Here is an 18,510-nt window from a genome sequence, read left to right as displayed (position 1 = left end):
CTGACGCAGGTTCCTGCGGCCATCGGTCAAGCCCGGCACGCGTGACTTATGCATCGACTTAACCTCGCCCCGTGCAGTCTGGAAGATAAACCCGCTGTCCGGCATGCTGATGGAACCGCACAGCGCCGGACAGCATGAGCCTCGCGCGCCGTTGCATTGACGGCGCACCGCCAGCCCCAAGGAGAGAACAACCGCTATGCCGACACCCCGCTCGGATGCACTGGTCTTTTTCGGCGCCACCGGCGACCTGGCCTACAAGCAGATCTTCCCCGCGCTGCAGGCGATGATGCTGCGCGACGGGCTGGACCTGCCGATCATCGGCGTGGCCCATTCCGGCTGGAGCGTGGAGCAACTGCGCCAGCGCGCGCACGACAGCCTGGCGCAGGCGGCGAAGAACCAGGGCGGCAAGGTCGACGAGGCCGCGTTCGCGAAGTTCGCTGCACGCCTGCAGTACGTCGATGGCGACTACAACGATGCGGCCACGTTCACCCGGTTGAAACAGGTGCTGGGCAACGCCAGCACGCCGCTGCATTACCTGGCGATACCGCCGAACCTGTTCGGCGTGGTGGTGAAGAACCTCAAGCAGGCCGGTTGTGCCGACAACGCGCGGGTGGTGGTGGAAAAACCTTTCGGGCGCGATCTGGCATCGGCGCAGGCACTCAACCGCACGCTGCACGAGGTGTTCCCCGAATCGGCGATCTTCCGCATCGACCATTACCTGGGCAAGGAGCCGGTGCAGAACCTGCTGTACTTCCGCTTCGCCAACACCGTGCTGGAACCGGTGTGGAACAACCGCTATGTCGACAGCGTGCAGATCACCATGGCCGAGCAGTTCGGCGTGGATGGCCGCGGCAGTTTCTACGAAGGTGTCGGCGCGATCCGCGACGTGCTGCAGAATCACCTGTTGCAGGTGACCTCGCTGCTGGCGATGGATGCGCCGATCGGCAACGACCCTGTTTCACTCAACACGGAAAAGCTGCGGTTGTTCCGCGCGATGCGCCCGCTCGATCCGAAGGAAGTGGTGCGCGGCCAGTTCAACGGCTACCGCAAGGTTGAGGGCGTGGCGCCGGATTCCAACGTGGAGACCTTCGTCGCGCTGTGCCTGCACATCGACACCTGGCGCTGGGCCGGCGTGCCGTTCTATATCCGCAGCGGCAAGAACCTGCCGATCACCACCACCGAGGTGATGGTGGACATGAAGACGCCGCCGCTGTCGGTGTTCGACGAGATCACGCCGCCGCAGTCGAACTACTTCCGCTTCCGGCTCAGTCCCGAGGTGATCATTGCCGAAGGCATGCGGGTGAAAAAGCCGGGCGAGGCGATGCAGGGCGAGCCGGTGGAACTGGTCGCGCATCATCACGCCGCGGCGGAGAAGCCGCCGTATGAGCGGCTGCTCGCCGACGCGATCCGCGGCGACAATGCGCTGTTCACCAGTGATGAATGCGTCGAGGCGGCGTGGGCCGTGGTCGACCGGGTGCTGCAGCACGAGGGCCCGGTGAGCTTCTACGAACCGGGCAGCTGGGGCCCGACCGAGGCCGCGAAGATCGTCAGCGGCAGCGAGGGCTGGCACGATCCCGTCGCCGAAGCGAGCGAACCATGCTGAGCGACAACGCCAGCGGCGTCGCCGCCATCGTCTTCCTGCTCGATGTCGACAACACCCTGCTCGACAACGACCGCTTCGCCACCGATCTCGGCGAAAAACTCGATCAGGCGTTCGGTGCCACCGAGCGCGACCGCTACTGGGCGATCTACGCGCAGCTGCGCGACGAGCTCGGCTATGCGGATTATCTCGGTGCGCTGCAGCGCTTCCGTGCCGGGCTGGACAACGATCCGGCGCTGCTGCAGATGTCGGCGTACCTGCTGGAGTATCCGTTCGCCGAGCGGCTGTACCCGCACGCGCTGGACACCGTGGCGCACCTGCGCACGATCGGCCCGACGGCGATCCTGTCCGATGGCGACGTGGTGTTCCAGCCGCGCAAGATCCAGCACGCCGGGCTGTGGGATGCGTTCCGCGGCGAGGTGCTGATCTACCTGCACAAGCAGCAGATGCTGGTGGCGATGCAGCAGCGCTATCCGGCCGCGCATTACGTGATGGTCGACGACAAACCACAGATCCTTGCCGAGATGAAGCAGCGCCTGGGTCATCGGCTGACCACGGTGTTCGTGCGCCAGGGCCATTACGCGGCGGCGGCACCGGCCGACCTGCAACCGGCACCGGACATCACGATCGCGTGCATCGGCGATCTGCGCCGGCGTAAGCTTGAAGACTTCCTGCCGAGCACCCCGGCGATCAGCCTGCCGGCCGGTTGAAACAATCCGTATTGAACCCGAGTCATGGAGCAAGCATGAAAGCGACCCGTCCAACCCGTGAATTGCACGATCTTGGCCAGAGCCTGTGGCTGGACAACATCACCCGCACCCTGCTCGACGACGGCACGCTGGCACGCTACATCGCGGATCTCTCGGTCACCGGACTGACCTCGAATCCCAGCATCTTCGATGCCGCGATCGGTGACGGCGATGCCTACGACGCCGGCGTCCACGCCAAGACGCTGGCCGGCCTGTCCGGCGAGACGCTGTTCACCGAGCTGGCGCTGGAGGATCTGCGCCGCGCGGCCGACCTGTTCCGGCCGATCTTCGACGCCACCGACGGCGTCGATGGCTGGGTCTCGATGGAAGTCTCGCCGCTGCTGGCCGCCGACACCGCCGGCTCGATCGAGGCGGCGAAGCAGATTCATGCGCAGGCGCAGCGCGACAACCTGTTCGTGAAGATTCCCGGCACGCCGGAGGGCATTCCTGCGATCGAGGAAGCGATCTTCCTCGGCATCCCGATCAACGTGACCCTGCTGTTTTCGTGCGCGCAGTACGTGGCCGTCGCCGAGGCCTATATGCGCGGCATCGAACGGCGCATCGCAGCCGGGCTCGGTTCGCGCGTGGGCTCGGTTGCCTCGCTGTTCATCAGCCGCTGGGACGTGGCCAGCAACCCGCAGCTGCCAGACGAACTGCACAACAAGCTCGGCATCGCCGTGGGCCAGCAGACCTATCGCGCCTATCGCGAACTGCTCGCCTCGCCTCGCTGGCAGAAACTTGAAGCTGCCGGCGCGCAGCCGCAGCGCCTGTTGTGGGCCAGCACCGGCACCAAGGATCCGAACGCCTCCGACACGCTGTACATCAGCGCCTTTGCCGCGCCCGACACGATCGACACGATGCCGGAGAAAACCCTGCTCGCATTCGCCGATCACGGCCAGTTGCACGGCGTGATGGCCACCGACGGTGGTGATGCGGATGCCGTGCTGGCGCAGGCCGGCAAGGCCGGTGTGGATATCGACGCGCTGGCGCTCAAGCTGCAGCTCGATGGCGCGGCGGCCTTCGTCAAATCTTGGAAGCAGCTGCTGCAGCGGATCGCCGACAAGGCCAGCACGCTGAAAGACAAATCCAAGGGACCCGCCCTGCCATGAGCCAACCGCGACTCACGACCTTGCCGCAGTGGAAGGCGCTGCAGCAGCACTTCACCACCATCGGTCGCAAGCATCTGCGCGAACTGTTCGCCGCCGACCCGAAACGCGGCGAACGGCTGCGCGTCGAGGACGTCGGCCTGTATCTCGACTATTCCAAGCAGCGTGTCGACACCGACACGCTGCGCCTGCTGCGCGAACTGGCCGTGGCCTGCGCGCTGCCGCAGCGGATCGAGGCGATGTTCCGCGGCGACAAGATCAACACGACCGAGAACCGCGCGGTGCTGCATGTGGCCTTGCGTGCGCCGGCGGGCGAGAAGATCCTGGTCGACGGCCACGACGTGGTACCCGACGTGCATGAAGTGCTGGACCGCATGGCGGCGTTTTCGGAGCGGGTGCGCAGCGGCGCGTGGCTGGGCCACACCGGCAAGCGCATCCGCAACGTGATCAGCATCGGCATCGGCGGCTCCGACCTGGGCCCGGTGATGGCGTACGAGGCGCTGCGCGACTACAGCCGGCGCGACATGACGTTCCGCTTCGTCTCGAACGTGGACGGCACGGATTTCGCCGAGGCCGTACGCGGCCTGGACGCGGCCGAGACGCTGTTCATCATCTGCTCGAAAACCTTCACCACGCTGGAGACGCTGACCAATGCGCATGCGGCGCGTGCCTGGTGCCTCAAGTCGCTCGGTGGCGACGAGAGCGCCATTGCCAAGCACTTCGTCGCCGTCTCCACCAACGACGAGGGCGTGGCGAAGTTCGGCATCGACACCGCCAACATGTTCGGTTTCTGGGACTGGGTCGGCGGCCGCTATTCGATGGATTCCTCGATCGGCCTGTCGACCATGCTGGCGATCGGCGAGGACGGCTTCCGCGAGATGCTGGCCGGCTTCCACGCGATGGACGAGCATTTCCGCCATACGCCGCTGGAGCGCAACCTGCCGGCGCTGATGGGCCTGCTCGGGATCTGGAACAACAATTTCCTTGATGCCGCCACCGTCGCGGTACTGCCGTACGAGCAATACCTGAAGCGCTTCCCGGCCTACCTGCAGCAGCTGACGATGGAGAGCAACGGCAAGCACGTGACGCTTGATGGAGCCCACGTCGACTACGCCACCGGCCCGATCTACTGGGGCGAGCCGGGCACCAACGGCCAGCATTCGTTCTACCAGCTGATCCATCAGGGCACGCGCATCGTGCCGTGCGATTTCATCGGCTTCGGCCAGACGCTGAACCCGCTGCCGGCCCAGGGCGGCGGCGACCAGCACGACCTGCTGATGGCGAACCTGATCGCGCAGGGCGAGGCGCTGGCGTTCGGCAAGACGGCGGAAGAAGTGCGCGCCGAAGGCACACCCGAGGCGCTGGTGCCGCACCGCACGTTCGAGGGCAACCGGCCCAGCAATACCATCTTCGCGGCGAAACTGACGCCGCATGTACTGGGCACGCTGATCGCGCTGTACGAGCACAGCGTGTTCGTGCAGGGCGTGATCTGGGATATCGACTCGTTCGACCAGTGGGGCGTGGAGCTGGGCAAGCAGCTGGCGAAGACCACCATCGCCGAACTGACCGCGAAGGACGAACCGAAACTCGCGCATGACAGTTCGACCAACACCTTGATACGCCGCTATCGCCAGTTGCGCGACAGCAAGCCACCGGAAAACCCATGAGCCAACAGATCAGCCCACTCGCCGGCAAGCCGGCACCGTCATCGATCCTGGTCGACATCCCGAAACTGCTGGAGGCCTACAGCAACCTGAAACCGGATCCGTCGGTGCCCGCGCAGCGCGTCGCCTTCGGCACCTCCGGCCATCGCGGCAGCTCGTTCGAGCGCAGCTTCAACGAATGGCACATCCTGGCGATCAGCCAGGCGATCTGCGAATACCGCAAGAGCAAGGGCATCGACGGCCCGCTGTTCATCGGCTTCGATACCCACGCGCTGTCGCAACCGGCGTTCGAGAGCGCGCTGGAAGTGCTGGCCGCCAACGGTGTCGAGACGATGATTGCCACCGGCGGCGAGTTCACCCCGACGCCGGCGATCTCGCACGCGATCCTGGTCTACAACAAAGGCCGCACGACGGGCCTCGCCGACGGCATCGTGATCACGCCCTCGCACAATCCGCCGGACAACGGCGGCTTCAAGTACAACCCGGCCAACGGCGGCCCGGCCGATACCGACATCACCGGCTGGGTGCAGAACCGTGCCAATGCGCTGCTCGAAGGCGGCCTGAAGGAAGTGAAACGGATGCCGTTCGCGCAGGCGCGCAAGGCGGCGACGACACACGAGCACGACTATCTCAACCACTACGTCACCGACCTCGCCAACATCATCGACTTCGACGTGATACGCAGCGCCGGCGTGCACATGGGCGTCGATCCGCTCGGTGGCGCCGGCGTGCACTACTGGGCGCCGATCGCCGAGCGCTACAAGCTCGACCTCACCGTGGTCAGCGAGGTGGTCGACCCGCAGTTCGCGTTCATGACGGTGGACTGGGACGGCAGGATCCGCATGGACCCGTCCTCGTCGTATGCGATGCAGCGGCTGATCGGGCTGAAGGACAAATACGACGTCGCCTTCGCCTGCGACACCGACCATGACCGCCACGGCATCGTCACCCGCAGCAGCGGCCTGATGGTGCCGAACCACTACCTGTCCGTGCTGGTCGACTACCTGTACAGGCATCGGCCGCAATGGAACGCGAACGCCGCCGTCGGCAAGACCGTGGTCAGCACGGCACTGATCGATCGCGTGGTGAAGCGGCTCGGTCGCAAGCTGTATGAAGTGCCGGTCGGCTTCAAGTGGTTTTCCGATGGCCTGTTCGACGGTTCGCTCGGCTTCGGCTGCGAGGAAAGCGCCGGCGCCTCGCTGCTGCGCCACGACGGCTCGGTGTGGACGACCGACAAGGACGGCCTGGTACCGGCCTTGCTGTCGGCCGAGATCACCGCGCGCGAAGGCAAGGATCCGGGCCAGCTGTATGTGCAGCTGACCCGGGATCTCGGCCAACCGTTCGCCGACCGTGTCGACGCGGCCGCCACCCCGGCGCAGCAGGCAACGCTGGCGAAACTGTCGCCCGCGCAATTGAAAAGCGATCAGCTCGCCGGCGAGAAGATCGAGCAGGTGCTCGACAAGGCGCCCGGCAACGGCGCGGCGATCGGCGGCATCAAGGTCGTCGCCGCCAGCGGCTGGTTCGCCGCACGGCCGTCCGGCACCGAGGCGATCTACAAGATCTACGCGGAAAGCTTCAAGAGCGAAGATCACCTGCAGAGCCTGTTGAAGGAAGCCCAGAGCATCGTCGACGCCGCGCTCGCCTGAGTCACGCGTTCATCCACTCCACATTATTGAAGGCACCACCATGTCCAGCGCACTCGACCAGCAATGCATCAACACGCTTCGCTTCCTGTCGGTGGACATGGTGCAGAAGGCCAACAGCGGCCATCCCGGCCTGCCGCTCGGCGCCGCGCCGATGGCGTACACGCTGTGGACGAAGCAGCTGAAGCATCACCCGGCCAATCCGCACTGGCCCGACCGCGACCGTTTCGTGCTGTCTGCCGGCCACGGCTCGGCATTGCTGTACAGCCTGCTGCATGTGACCGGTTATGCGCTGACGCTGGATGACCTCAAGCAGTTCCGCCAGTGGGGCAGCAAGGCACCGGGACATCCCGAATACGGCCATACGCCCGGCGTCGAGGTGACCACCGGGCCGCTCGGCCAGGGTCTGGCGAATGCGGTCGGCATGGCGATCGGCGAGGCGCATCTGGCCGCGCGCTACAACCGCGACGGCCATGACGTGATCGACCACCGTACGTGGGCGATCGTCAGCGATGGCGACCTGATGGAAGGTGTCGCCAGCGAAGCTGCGTCACTGGCCGGGCATCTGAAACTCGGCAAGCTGGTCTGCCTGTACGACGACAACTACGTCACCCTCGCCGCCGGTACCGACATCACGTTCTCCGAGGATCGCGCGAAGCGCTTCGAGGCTTACGGCTGGCAGATCATCCATGTAGCCGACGGCAACGACGTGGACACGATCAGCGCCGCGCTGGACGCCGCCCGCGCCGACACCGCGCGACCGTCGCTGATCCTGGTGCGCACGCATATCGGTTTCGGTTCGCCCGAGCAGGACAGCTTCAAGGCACACGGCTCACCGCTCGGTGTCGAGGATACGAAGAAGACCAAGCAGAACCTCGGCTGGCCACTCGAACCCGACTTCCTGGTGCCGGAACCGGCGCTGGCGCATTTCCGTGAGGCGCTCGATCAGGGCGCCAAGGCGGAGTCCGAATGGAATGGACGTCTGGACGCCTATGCCAAGGCGTTCCCCGAGCTTGCCAAAGAACTGCAAGGCCGCCTGCGCGGTGAACTGCCGGCTGGCTGGGATGCGGATATTCCGGTGTTCCCCGCCGATGCCAAGGGTCTCGCCACCCGCGTCGCCAGCGGCAAGGTGATGAATGCGCTCGCGCCGAAGCTGCCCGCACTGTTTGGCGGTTCCGCCGATCTCGATTCGTCGACGCATACCAATCTGAAGGGACTCGGCGACTTCAACCCGGCCGCTTCGCCGGGACAGGACACTCAGGGTTCCGACAGCGCCGGCTGGAGCTATGCCGGCCGCAACCTGCATTTCGGCGTGCGCGAGCACGCCATGGGCGCGATCACCAATGGTCTGGCCGTGCACGGCGGCTTCCTGCCATACGGCTCGACCTTCCTGATCTTCTCCGACTACATGCGTCCGGCCATCCGCCTTGCCGCACTGATGGGCGTGCATGTGGTGCATGTGTTCACCCACGACAGCATCGCGCTGGGCGAGGACGGCCCCACCCACCAGCCGGTGGAACAGCTGGCCAGCCTGCGCGCGATCCCCAACCTCACCGTGATCCGCCCCGCCGACGCGAATGAAACCGCGATGGCGTGGAAGGTGGCGGCGCAATCGGAGAAGCACCCGGTGCTGCTGGCGCTGACCCGGCAGGATCTCCCCACGCTGGACCGCACGCGCTACGCCAGTGCCGACGGCGTGCGCCAGGGTGCGTATGTGCTGAGCGACGCGAAGGACGGCAAACCGTCACTGATCCTGATCGCCAGCGGTTCCGAAGTCGCCCTGATCCTCGCCGCCGCCGACCAGTTGCAGGCCGATGGCATCGCCGTGCGCTGCGTGTCGATGCCGAGCTGGGAGCTGTTCGACGCGCAGCCGCAGAGCTACCGCGATCAGGTGCTGCCACCCCATGTGCCGGCACGACTCGCGGTGGAGTTAGGCGTATCGCAAGGCTGGGATCGCTACGTCGGCGCCAAGGGCGACATGCTCGGCATCGAGCGCTTCGGCGCCTCCGCCCCGGCCGGCGTGCTGCTGCGCGAGTACGGCTTCACGGTGGACAACGTAGTAGCACGGGCGAAGGCGCTGCTGGCGCGGTGATTCATTGCCGCCGAAGCTGTCGACACAGCTTCGGCGGCAATGGCATGCTCAGTTGCGCGACTGCAGCTTCGACAGCAGGCGCAGCAATTCCAGGTACAGCCAGACCAGGGTCACCACCAGCGCGAACGCGCCGTACCACTCCATGTACTTCGGCGCACCGGCATTGATCCCGGATTCGATCATGTCGAAGTCGAGGATCAGGTTCAGCGCCGCGATCACCACCACCACCGCGCTGAAGGCGATGCCGATGCCGCTGTGGCCGCTGATGAAGCCCATCGAATGGCCGAAGAAGCCCATCGCGAAGTTGGCCAGGTACAGCAGCATCACGCCGCCGGTGGCGGCAACGACGCCGAGCTTGAACTTCTCGGTGGCGCGGATCAGCCCGCTGCGATAGGCCAGCAGCAGCGCCGCCATGGTGCCGAAGGTGAGCCCCACCGCCTGGATCACGATGCCCGGATAGCGCATCTCGAAGATCGCCGACAGCGCACCGATGAAGACGCCCTCCACGAGTGCATAGAGTGGCGCGGTAACCGGTGCCCAGGTCTTCTTGAACGAGGTGATCAGGGCCAGGATCAAACCGCCGATCGCACCGCCAAGCACCAGCGGCAACATCGCCGGCATGCTGGCCGGACCGCTGAACTGGCTCCAGCTGACCATCGCACCGATCAGCACCAGGATCAGCAGCAGGCCGGTCTTGTTGACCGTGCCGTTGAGCGTCATCGCCTCGTCGCCGCGCGAGACGACCGCGCCGCTGGCCGCGTCGAGGAAGGTGTTCTTGTTGAGTGCCGGGTTGCCGCTTTGCATGGATTGTCTCCCGTGAGATGCCCGCCATCGTAGCCGCCCCGTCATCGGCTTGACAGCCGTGTGCGGATACGCCGCGCCTGCCGCTGCGCTGGTACGCGCAAACTACGCGACAATACGACCCTGCCGAATGTCGCGGAGTTCCGATGAATCCCTCCACCCTGCGTATCGCCACCCGCAAGAGCGCGCTCGCGCTGTGGCAGGCCGAGCATGTCGCCGCCTTGCTGCGCGCGGCGCATCCGGGACTGAAGGTGGAGCTGGTGCCGATGACCACGCGCGGCGACGAGATCCTCGACCAGCCGCTGGCGACGATCGGCGGCAAGGGGTTGTTCCTGAAGGAACTCGAGGTCGCCATGCTGGAGGGTCGCGCCGATCTGGCCGTGCACTCGCTGAAGGATGTGCCGGCCCAGCTCGAACCGGGTTTCGTGCTGCCGGCAATCCTGCCACGGGCCGACGCGGCCGATGCGTTTGTCAGCAACCACCACGCGGATCTCGCGGCGCTGCCGCACGGTGCGCGCGTCGGCACCTCGTCGCTGCGGCGGCAGGCGCAGTTGCGCGCGTTGCGGCCGGATCTGGTGCTGCTCGACCTGCGCGGCAACGTCGGTACCCGGCTGGGCAAGCTCGATGCCGGCGATTACGACGCGATCGTGCTGGCCTGCGCCGGACTGGAGCGGCTGGGTCTGTCCGCGCGCATCCGTTCGCGACTGGCCGCACCGGGCTGGCTGCCGGCCCCCGGCCAGGCGGCCATCGCGATCGAGGCACGTGCCGCCCAGACTGCCGTACTGGACCTGCTGGCCGCACTGGATGATGCCGACACCCGGCTCACCATCGATGCCGAGCGGGCGATGAACCAGGCCCTCGGCGGCAGCTGCACGGTGCCGGTCGGCGCGTGGTGCGTGCTGGGCGAACACGGCCTGCATCTGCGCGGCATGGTCGGCGATGCGGCGAGCGGCCGGCTGCTGCATGCCGATGCCAGCAGTCCCGGTGATCAGGCCATTGCGCTGGGTCGGCAGGTCGCTGCGGCCCTGCTGGCACAAGGTGCGGGCGAACTGCTCGGGCGCTGACCCAGCCCGATCGCCGATCGGGATACTGCAACGAAAACGGCCCTCCCGCGTACACGGAAGAGCCGTCGATGTGCAGCCAGCCCCGATCGGAATCGATTTAGAACTTGTAAACCAGGTTGGTGGTGGCCAGCGTGTCCATCTTCTTGATGCCGGGCAGCACGTCGCTGTTGTGACGTACCTGGAAACCGACCTTCAGTGCCATCTTCTTGGTCATGCTGACCGCGAGACCGGCATCATTCTGCAGGTAGGTGTTCTTCGAGCCCGCTTCCATCAGGAACGTGTCTTCGAACGAGGTGTTGGAAGAAATCTTGAGCTTGTAGTTGACCAGCCCACGGGCGACCACTTCGTTCTGGGTCGGCTGCTGCTGCGGCACCAGGACGCCACCGATCACCACGTCGACGTTGGCCGGGCGGTATTCCTTGTAACCGGGGCCGATTTCGAACGACAGCTCGTTGCGCTCGTCCTTCAGGGCGATATAGCCGTAGCCGAGCGAGATCACGCCCTGCCACAGGTTGGCGCCGAATTCGTCGTGCTCATAACGGGCGGCACCGACGATGTAGCTGCGCTGGTCGAACTTGTAGCCGACCGAGGCGCCGCCGTCATAGCGGTTCGCCGTGGTGTTGTATTCATTGACGGAGTTGCCGGCAGCATCGACCACTTTCAGCTGGCTCTTGGCGCGCAGCGCGTCGAGGAAGAAGTTGTTCTTCCACTGGTCGTTTTCCTGGCTCAAGCCCAGCTTGGCGTCGATGTTCTGCGAACGCGTGTTGCCGGTGGCAGAGGCGAAACCGAATTCGCCCGAACCGGTCCAGCCACCATTGTTGCTGGCCGCGCTGGCATCGGTGGTCGTCGTGTCCTGGGCCTGCACGGCAAAGCTCGCGAGGGCGGCCAGCAGCAGGCCGGCGATCAGGGTCTTTTTCATGGAATGCAGTCCGTTTGTTAATTATTGGTAATGATTACCTTAACAAATAGGCTTGAACATCCAATGAACAGCGCCCGGATTGCAGAGCCGCTGGCTGGGCATCATCCGTGCGCGGGTTGCATGCGTGAACACTGTTTCGCACGACAGTCCACGCGGCCGAGACCGGCTATTCATGCGCTGCACCAGAGGATGGATGCATCGGAGGCATGACAGGCACCGGCGGGCGAAGTCGGCACCGGGCCATGCGTGACTTGCGGCCACTCCGGCGCGCCACCATGCTAGACAACGCCCTCCTCCCCAGCCGATGCCGACTCGAACCATGGATCGTTACGAACGCATACTGACCCTGCACCGCCTGCTGAAATCGGCGCATTACCCGGTTCCATTGTCGCGCCTGCTCGGCGAGCTGGAGTGCTCGCGTGCCACGCTGTATCGCGACATCGCGTTCCTGCGCGACGCGTTGCGCGCGCCGATCGAAAGCGCCGGCAGCGAGCAGGCCGCATTCCGCTATGAGGTCGGCGAAGGCGAGCGCTTCGAGTTGCCAGGGCTGTGGCTGACCTCCGACGAGCTGTCCGCGCTGCTGGCGCTGAACGAGCTGATCAGCCGTTCCGGTCCCGGCGTGCTGGCCGGTGCACTGGCGCCGTTCAAGACCCGCATCGAGGGCCTGCTGTCAGACCAGGGTAGCGGCAAGGCGCTGCCGATCGAACGCATCCGGGTCATTCCGTGGGGTGAGCGCAAGCTGGACCAGCAGGTGTTCCGCATCGTCGCCGGCGCGGTGCTGGAGCGCAGGCAGCTGCGCTTCCGCTACCGCGCGCGCACCACCAATGCCGACAGCCACCGCACCGTCTCGCCACAGCGGCTGACCCACTACCGCGACAACTGGTATCTGGACGTGTGGGACCACGACCGCGAGGCCTTGCGCAGCTTCGCGGTGGACCGCATCGCCGAGGCACATGCGCTGGATGCCGCGGCAATCGATGTCGGCGAAGGCGATCTCAACGAACTGCTCGCCTCCAGCTACGGCATCTTCGCCGGCAAGCCGAAGGCCTGGGCCACCATCCGCTTTTCACAGCATGCCGCACGCTGGGTCGCCGACGAGCACTGGCATTCGCAGCAGAAGGGCGAATGGCTGCCCGATGGCCGCTACGAGCTGAAAGTGCCTTACTCCAATTCGAAGGAACTGCTGATGGACGTGCTCAAGTACGGCCCGGACGCGGAGGTGGTGGCGCCGCTGCCGCTGCGCGAGGAAATGAAGATCCTGCTGCAGCTGGCGCTCGGCGGTTACCAGCAGTCGCAGGCCTGACCGGAACCCCGCGATGAACCATGCCGACATCGCCGATCCCGGCGCCGTACCGCCCGATGCCGCCGTGCCGCGCAAACCCAGCGTGGCGCTGGCGCTCGGTGCCGGTGGCGCGAAAGGGCTGGCGCATATCGGGGTGATCGAGGAGGTCGAGGCACAGGGATTCCAGATCACCGCCATTGCCGGCACCTCGATGGGCGCGCTGATCGGTGGCGTGTACGCGATGGGCAAGCTCGACGTCTATCGCGACTGGGTGACCACGCTGGCCCGGCTCGACGTGTTCAAGCTGCTCGACTGGACGTTTTCCGGCGGTGGCCTGATCAAGGGCGAGCGGATCATCGGCACCTTGCGCGAGATGATCGGCGATGTCTGCATCGAGGAGCTGCCGCTCGCCTTTACCGCCGTCGCCACCGACCTCGATCGCGAACGCGAGGTATGGCTCACGCGCGGCTCGCTGTTCGACGCGATCCGCGCCTCGATCTCGATACCGACGGTATTCCGTCCGTACACCATCGATGGCCGCCGACTGCTCGACGGTGCCCTGCTCAACCCGGTGCCGGTGACGCCCCTGATCCGCGATCCGGCCGACTATCTGTTCGCTGTCAGCATGGATGGCCCGGCGCAGATGGCCGCACCCGAAACCGGCGAGCACGATGATGCGGATGAGCGCAGCTACCGTCACCGCCTCGGCGAATTCTTCGGCCGGTTGCTGCCGCACAGCGAAGGCAAGCCACGCGAACCCGGCGCATGGGATCTGCTCAACCAGTCGATGGACCTGATGCAGGCGAATCTCTCGCGCCTGCGCCTGGCCGCCTACGAGCCGGATCTGCTGATCCAGCTGCCGCGCAACGTGTCGACCGCTTATGAGTTCTACCGCGCCCGCGAACTCATCGAACGCGGCCGCCTGCAGGCACGCGAGGCGCTGGCCCACTGGTCAAAATCGGCGACTCCACAGCGCCAGCCATGATCGAGCCCGCGTTGACCCGGCGCGCTTGCCGGGTCAACGCGGGCCATGCGTGCGCAGCCAGTTTTCCAGGTACGCCTTCAATGCCACCGCGTTGTTGTGCTCCTCGTCGCGCGCGCCGTAGAGCAGGGTGACGGTGTGCCGCGCCGCGCGCTCGGCGAGCGGCCGCCAGTGTTCGGCCAGCGCATCGAGCTCACCGGCGTAACGATGGCGAAAACCGTCCCAGCGCGCCGGCTCGTGCCCGAACCACTGGCGCAACGCGGTGGACGGCGCCAGCTCCTTCGCCCACTGATCCAGCGGCACCGCTTCCTTCTTCAGCCCCCGCGGCCACAGACGGTCGATCAACACGCGATAACCATCGGCCTTCACAGCCGGTTCGTAGACACGTTTGACGACGATGCTCATGTTCGGCCTCCCGAACGGAAGACCACCAGCATACGACGGTTGGATCAGCGTGGCGGGACGCGGATCAGAGTTCCTCGACCCGGGTCACCTTGCCGCGGCGCATCAGCCAGGCCACGCCACGCAGGTCGGCAAGGCCGACCCACAGCCGGTCGAGCATGCCGTACTTGGACACACCGGCCGTGCGTGGGCGATGACCGACCGGCACGCTCTGGCAGGCGAAACCGGCACGCTTGACCAGCGCCGGCAGATAGCGATGCATGTGGTCGAAATAGGGCAGGCGCAAAAACACTTCGCGATCGAACAGCTTGAGGCCGCAGCCGGTATCCGGCGTGGCATCCCGAAGCATGCGCGAGCGCACCGCGTTGGCGATCTTCGAGGAAATGCGCTTGTTGAAGCTGTCGCGGCGCGTGGTGCGCCAGCCGGCGAACAGGCGCATGTCGGCCGCGGCGCCGTCGCGTGCCGCCAGCAGCTTCGGGATATCGGCCGGATCGTTCTGGCCATCGCCATCGAGCGTGGCGATCCACGGCGAGGTTGCCGCGCGCACGCCATTCCACACCGCGGTGCTCTGGCCGCTGCGGGTGACATGATGCAGCACGCGCAATTCCGGATGGCTGGTCTTCTGCGCCGCCAGCACCGCACGACTGTCGTCGCTGGAATCGTCATCGATGTAGATGACCTCGTAGTCGACCTTGCCGCGCAGGGCAGCAGCGATCTCGGCAAGCAGCGGCGGGATGTTGTCGCGCTCGTTGAAGACGGGGACGACGACGGAGAGTTGCGGCATGGGAAGGCCCTGAATATTTACGTGAACGTGAAGCGTGTGGCGGAGCGAGGAGCGAGTGAAGAAGAGTGGGAAGCGAGCGAGAGCGGGCATGCCGTGCCCTGATACCTTCTCTCGCTTCTCACTCCTCTCCTCTCATTTCTGCTCTCAGCGGATCTTGCCGAGGATGCCGTCCAGTTCGTCGTTGCTGTGGTAGTGGATCACCAGCTTGCCACTGCCGCCGCGACCCTGGGCCAGCTCGACCCGGGCGGCGAAGCGCTCGGCCAGCTCGCGTTCCAGTGCGGCGATATTCGGATCGCGCGCCGGCGTGCTCTTCGCCTTGCCCTTCGGGGCGGTCTGCGCGCGCCGCGCCGCTTCCTCCAGCTCGCGCACCGACCAGCCCAGGGTCGAGGCCTGGCGCGCCAGTGGCACGGCAATGGCCTCGTCCAGGGTCAGCAGGCAGCGCGCATGGCCCATCTCCAGCTTGCCGTCGTCCAGCAACCGCTTGATGGAGTCCGGCATCTCGGTGAGTCGCAGCATGTTCGACACCGACGCGCGCGAACGACCCACCGCATCGGCGGCCTGCTGGTGGGTGAGGTCGAAGTCGTCGATCAGCCGCTTCAGCGCATCGGCTTCTTCCAGCGGGGTAAGGTCCTGACGCTGGATGTTCTCGATCAGCGCCATTGCCGGCACCGCCGCGTCCGGCACGCTCTTCACCAGCGCCGGCAGCTCGCTCAGCTGCGCGCGTTGCGCCGCGCGCCAGCGGCGCTCGCCGGCGATCAGCTCGTAGCTGTTCTTGCCGATCGCACGCACCACCACCGGCTGGATCAGGCCTTGTGCCTTGATCGACGCAGCCAGTTCGTCTAGCGCCTCGTCGTTCCAGTGCCGGCGCGGCTGGTACTTGCCTGGCTGGATCTGCTGGATCGGCAGCATGTGCAGCTCGCCTTCCTGCGCCAGCACCGACGGTGCAGCCTCGCCAGCGCCGCCGAGCAGGGCATCGAGCCCGCGTCCCAATCCACGTTTTTTCGCAGCAGCCATGTCTAGAGCCTGTTCATGGTTTCCAAGCACCCCGCGCCGGAAGCTGTTTGCGCGCAGGCCAAGGAAGAGTGAGGAAGTGGACGTCCGTCCACGACTGAAAGATGACGCCGGCATGCGGGCAAACAGATCCGGCCCGAAGGGTTGTCATACCGTGGCCGCCATGCGACAGCGCGCGGCTTGGCCTGCCGGCCAGGCAGACCGGCACCACGCACTGCCACCTGACAGCCACGGAATGACAACGCGGGGTGCTTGGAAACCATGAACAGGCTCTTATTCCTGATGATTGGCGGCAGGCGCCTTGAGTAGTGCGCCGCTGTCGCCATGCACTGGTGGTTCGATGTCGTCGACCGGATCGGCATGCTCGACGCGCGGCGGCAACCCGCGCTCGCGCCGGATCACTTCGCCGGCCAGGCCGATATAGGCGATCGCACCACGCGAACTGCGGTCGTACAGATGGATCGGCTGGCCGTGGCTGGGCGCTTCGGCCAGCCGCACGTTGCGCGGGATGATCGAGCGCAGCACCTTGTCGCCGAAATGCTGGGTGAGCTGGGCAGACACCTCGTTGCCGAGGTTGTTGCGTACGTCGTACATGGTGCGCAGCAGGCCCTCGATTTCGAGTTTCGGATTCAGCCGGTGACGGACCGCCTTGATCGTGTCCAGCAGGCTGGACAATCCCTCCAGCGCGAAATATTCACATTGCACCGGGATCAGCACGCCATCGGCGGCGGTCAGTGCGTTCAGCGTCAGCAGGTTCAGCGATGGCGGGCAGTCGATCAGGATCGTGTGGTAGCTCGCCGAGATCTTCGCCAGCACTTCCTTCAGCCGGTGCTCGCGTGCCAGCGCGTCCATCAGCTTCAGCTCGGCGGCAGTGAGGTCGCCGTTGCCCGGCAGCAGGTCGTAATGACCGTCGGTCGGCACGATCGCGCTGGCGATCTCCGCTTCCTCCAGCAGGACTTCGCAGCCGCTCGGCCTGGCTTCGCGCTTGTTGATGCCCGAGGCCATCGTCGCGTTGCCCTGCGGATCCAGGTCGATAAGCAATACCTTGCGCTTCGCGGCAGCCAGCGCAGCAGCGAGATTGACGGCAGTGGTGGTCTTGCCGACGCCGCCTTTCTGGTTGGCGACAGCGATGATGCGGGCCATGGATGGATAGCTACCGTACGCGGGAGAGGGTTAGTGTAATGCCTCATCCCACCGAACGCTGCCCGTCCGCCAGGCCAGCCGTGGCGCCGATCCGCGCCCCGCTCGCCGCATCGAACAGGTGCAGCCGCTCGGTTGCCAGGCCCAGCGCCAGCAAGCCGCCCGGCTCGGGCAGGGCCTGTGGAGCCACCCGCGAAACCAGTGCCTGCGCACCAAAGCGCAGATTGAGGAAGATCTCATTGCCGACCGGCTCGAGCACTTCCAGCCGCGCACTGAGCGCGGCACGGTCCGTGTCCTGCGGCTGCAGATGTTCCGGGCGGATGCCCAGCACAACCTCGCGATCGCACCATGGCTGCCACGACACGGCCTGCGGCAGCTCGCCCAGCGCGATATCGCCGTCTGCCGTGGCCAAGATCCAGCCGCGATCGCTGCGCAGCGTGCCGCGCAGCAGGTTCATCGCCGGGCTGCCGACGAAGCCGGCGACGAACAGGTTCGCCGGGCGTTCGTAAAGGTTCATCGGCGTATCGATCTGCTGGATCACCCCGCCGTCGAGCACCACGATGCGCTGGCCCAGGGTCATCGCTTCGATCTGGTCATGAGTGACGTAGATCATGGTGGCCTTGAGCTGCCGATGCAGGCGGGCGATTTCCACCCGCATCGACAGCCTCAGCTTGGCATCGAGATTGGACAGCGGCTCGTCGAGCAGAAACACCTTCGGATCGCGTACCAGCGCACGGCCCAGCGCCACCCGCTGACGCTGGCCGCCGGACAACGCGGCCGGACGCGCGTCCAGCCGCGATTCCAGCTCCAGCGTCCGGGCCGCCCCGGCCACGCGACGGTCGATCTCGGCCTTCGGCAGACCACGCAGTTTCAGGCCGAAGCCGAGGTTCTCGGCTACCGTCATGTGCGGATACAGCGCGTAGTTCTGGAACACCATCGCGATGTCGCGATCCTTCGGCGCCATCTCGTTGACCACGCGGCCGTCGATGCTGAGCGTGCCACCGCTGATCGATTCCAGCCCGGCGATCATCCGCAGCAAGGTGGTCTTGCCGCAGCCCGAGGGGCCCACCAGCACCAGCAACTCGCCATCGGCGATGTCGAAACTGGCGCCGGCCACGCCGACATGGCCGTTCGGGTAGACCTTGCGCAGCTGATCCAGGCATACGGCCGCCATCGACATCTCCGGTGCAGTTGGCCACGATGGCCCGTCCTCGCCAAAGCATGCACTGTCTGCACAGCGGCGGGGCGTTGGGCTATTCTGCCCGTGTAAT

16 protein-coding genes are annotated in these 18,510 nt (G+C 65.9%); 9 read left to right on the top strand and 7 right to left on the bottom strand.

Translation table 11 applies throughout. The features are described from left to right. The first annotated feature begins 196 nt into the window (after positions 1 to 196). The 6 genes from zwf to tkt are packed head-to-tail and all read left to right on the top strand — an operon-like array spanning position 197 to position 8,854. Complete coding sequence (zwf, locus tag ACYVKM_RS05370) at positions 197 to 1,603, top strand: glucose-6-phosphate dehydrogenase (RefSeq protein WP_460876373.1); 1,407 nt, start codon at positions 197 to 199, stop codon at positions 1,601 to 1,603. Next, a complete protein-coding gene (locus ACYVKM_RS05365) occupies positions 1,597 to 2,310 on the top strand; it encodes an HAD family hydrolase (RefSeq protein ID WP_460876371.1) in 714 nt (237 codons plus the stop codon). Before zwf ends, ACYVKM_RS05365 begins: the two co-directional genes overlap by 7 nt. Positions 2,311 to 2,345: 35 nt before the next feature. After that, positions 2,346 to 3,458 carry a transaldolase gene (gene tal / locus ACYVKM_RS05360; protein ID WP_460876369.1) on the top strand — a complete coding sequence of 371 codons (1,113 nt, stop codon included), beginning with the start codon at positions 2,346 to 2,348 and terminating at the stop codon, positions 3,456 to 3,458. Next, positions 3,455 to 5,122 (top strand): glucose-6-phosphate isomerase, encoded by a 1,668-nt coding sequence (pgi, locus tag ACYVKM_RS05355; RefSeq protein WP_460876367.1) that lies wholly within the window; start codon positions 3,455 to 3,457, stop codon positions 5,120 to 5,122. Before tal ends, pgi begins: the two co-directional genes overlap by 4 nt. After that, positions 5,119 to 6,765, top strand: coding sequence for a phosphoglucomutase (alpha-D-glucose-1,6-bisphosphate-dependent) (gene pgm / locus ACYVKM_RS05350; RefSeq protein WP_460876365.1), 1,647 nt, complete (start codon positions 5,119 to 5,121; stop codon positions 6,763 to 6,765). The genes pgi and pgm overlap by 4 nt, the downstream gene beginning before the upstream one ends. A gap of 40 nt (positions 6,766 to 6,805) precedes the next feature. Then, positions 6,806 to 8,854: a transketolase gene (tkt, locus tag ACYVKM_RS05345; protein WP_460876363.1), complete on the top strand. Its 2,049-nt coding sequence runs from the start codon at positions 6,806 to 6,808 to the stop codon at positions 8,852 to 8,854. Between the two features lie 48 nt (positions 8,855 to 8,902). On the opposite strand, the gene ACYVKM_RS05340 is transcribed toward tkt, so the two are convergent. Then, positions 8,903 to 9,658, bottom strand: coding sequence for a Bax inhibitor-1/YccA family protein (locus ACYVKM_RS05340; protein ID WP_460876361.1), 756 nt, complete (start codon positions 9,656 to 9,658; stop codon positions 8,903 to 8,905). Between the two features lie 143 nt (positions 9,659 to 9,801). Here ACYVKM_RS05340 and hemC point away from each other — a divergent pair, with 143 nt between their 5' ends. After that, positions 9,802 to 10,719 (top strand): hydroxymethylbilane synthase, encoded by a 918-nt coding sequence (gene hemC, locus ACYVKM_RS05335; RefSeq protein WP_460876359.1) that lies wholly within the window; start codon positions 9,802 to 9,804, stop codon positions 10,717 to 10,719. Between the two features lie 97 nt (positions 10,720 to 10,816). Here the strand turns inward: hemC and ACYVKM_RS05330 are convergent, their stop codons facing one another. Then, positions 10,817 to 11,638 (bottom strand): DUF481 domain-containing protein, encoded by an 822-nt coding sequence (locus ACYVKM_RS05330; RefSeq protein WP_460876358.1) that lies wholly within the window; start codon positions 11,636 to 11,638, stop codon positions 10,817 to 10,819. Between the two features lie 319 nt (positions 11,639 to 11,957). Here ACYVKM_RS05330 and ACYVKM_RS05325 point away from each other — a divergent pair, with 319 nt between their 5' ends. Together ACYVKM_RS05325 and ACYVKM_RS05320 are read left to right on the top strand one after the other, a co-directional pair. Then, positions 11,958 to 12,941 carry a helix-turn-helix transcriptional regulator gene (locus tag ACYVKM_RS05325; protein ID WP_460876357.1) on the top strand — a complete coding sequence of 328 codons (984 nt, stop codon included), beginning with the start codon at positions 11,958 to 11,960 and terminating at the stop codon, positions 12,939 to 12,941. Between the two features lie 13 nt (positions 12,942 to 12,954). Continuing rightward, positions 12,955 to 13,905 (top strand): patatin-like phospholipase family protein, encoded by a 951-nt coding sequence (locus ACYVKM_RS05320; protein ID WP_460876355.1) that lies wholly within the window; start codon positions 12,955 to 12,957, stop codon positions 13,903 to 13,905. 33 nt (positions 13,906 to 13,938) lie between these two features. Here the strand turns inward: ACYVKM_RS05320 and ACYVKM_RS05315 are convergent, their stop codons facing one another. From ACYVKM_RS05315 to ACYVKM_RS05295, 5 genes are all read right to left on the bottom strand, one after another. Beyond that, positions 13,939 to 14,307 carry a DUF488 domain-containing protein gene (locus ACYVKM_RS05315; protein ID WP_460876353.1) on the bottom strand — a complete coding sequence of 123 codons (369 nt, stop codon included), beginning with the start codon at positions 14,305 to 14,307 and terminating at the stop codon, positions 13,939 to 13,941. Positions 14,308 to 14,371: 64 nt separating this feature from the next. Next, entirely contained in the window at positions 14,372 to 15,088 is a 717-nt protein-coding gene (locus ACYVKM_RS05310; RefSeq protein ID WP_460876351.1) for a glycosyltransferase, read from the bottom strand. Between the two features lie 144 nt (positions 15,089 to 15,232). After that, positions 15,233 to 16,102 carry a ParB/RepB/Spo0J family partition protein gene (locus tag ACYVKM_RS05305; protein WP_460876349.1) on the bottom strand — a complete coding sequence of 290 codons (870 nt, stop codon included), beginning with the start codon at positions 16,100 to 16,102 and terminating at the stop codon, positions 15,233 to 15,235. Between the two features lie 270 nt (positions 16,103 to 16,372). Continuing rightward, positions 16,373 to 17,242, bottom strand: a complete 870-nt coding sequence (locus tag ACYVKM_RS05300; RefSeq protein WP_460876348.1) for a ParA family protein — start codon at positions 17,240 to 17,242, stop codon at positions 16,373 to 16,375. 43 nt (positions 17,243 to 17,285) lie between these two features. Next, entirely contained in the window at positions 17,286 to 18,413 is a 1,128-nt protein-coding gene (locus tag ACYVKM_RS05295) for an ABC transporter ATP-binding protein (protein WP_460876346.1), read from the bottom strand. Positions 18,414 to 18,510: the final 97 nt, after the last annotated feature.

The sequence above is a fragment of the Rhodanobacter koreensis genome (genome assembly GCF_054782855.1).
Note: the sequence above shows the minus strand (reverse complement) of the source record. Positions and strands in the feature narration are given on the sequence as shown.

Bases quoted from the DNA above. Each gene is read 5' to 3' on its own strand.
- ACYVKM_RS05310 (WP_460876351.1), bottom strand. From the start codon at position 15,088: ATGCCGCAACTCTCCGTCGTCGTCCCCGTCTTCAACGAGCGCGACAAC.
- ACYVKM_RS05320 (WP_460876355.1), top strand. From the start codon at position 12,955: ATGAACCATGCCGACATCGCCGATCCCGGCGCCGTACCGCCCGATGCC.
- ACYVKM_RS05305 (WP_460876349.1), bottom strand. From the start codon at position 16,102: ATGGCTGCTGCGAAAAAACGTGGATTGGGACGCGGGCTCGATGCCCTG.
- ACYVKM_RS05330 (WP_460876358.1), bottom strand. From the start codon at position 11,638: ATGAAAAAGACCCTGATCGCCGGCCTGCTGCTGGCCGCCCTCGCGAGC.
- zwf (WP_460876373.1), top strand. From the start codon at position 197: ATGCCGACACCCCGCTCGGATGCACTGGTCTTTTTCGGCGCCACCGGC.
- ACYVKM_RS05340 (WP_460876361.1), bottom strand. From the start codon at position 9,658: ATGCAAAGCGGCAACCCGGCACTCAACAAGAACACCTTCCTCGACGCG.
- ACYVKM_RS05315 (WP_460876353.1), bottom strand. From the start codon at position 14,307: ATGAGCATCGTCGTCAAACGTGTCTACGAACCGGCTGTGAAGGCCGAT.
- ACYVKM_RS05365 (WP_460876371.1), top strand. From the start codon at position 1,597: ATGCTGAGCGACAACGCCAGCGGCGTCGCCGCCATCGTCTTCCTGCTC.
- pgi (WP_460876367.1), top strand. From the start codon at position 3,455: ATGAGCCAACCGCGACTCACGACCTTGCCGCAGTGGAAGGCGCTGCAG.
- ACYVKM_RS05325 (WP_460876357.1), top strand. From the start codon at position 11,958: ATGGATCGTTACGAACGCATACTGACCCTGCACCGCCTGCTGAAATCG.
- pgm (WP_460876365.1), top strand. From the start codon at position 5,119: ATGAGCCAACAGATCAGCCCACTCGCCGGCAAGCCGGCACCGTCATCG.
- ACYVKM_RS05300 (WP_460876348.1), bottom strand. From the start codon at position 17,242: ATGGCCCGCATCATCGCTGTCGCCAACCAGAAAGGCGGCGTCGGCAAG.
- hemC (WP_460876359.1), top strand. From the start codon at position 9,802: ATGAATCCCTCCACCCTGCGTATCGCCACCCGCAAGAGCGCGCTCGCG.
- ACYVKM_RS05295 (WP_460876346.1), bottom strand. From the start codon at position 18,413: ATGGCGGCCGTATGCCTGGATCAGCTGCGCAAGGTCTACCCGAACGGC.
- tkt (WP_460876363.1), top strand. From the start codon at position 6,806: ATGTCCAGCGCACTCGACCAGCAATGCATCAACACGCTTCGCTTCCTG.
- tal (WP_460876369.1), top strand. From the start codon at position 2,346: ATGAAAGCGACCCGTCCAACCCGTGAATTGCACGATCTTGGCCAGAGC.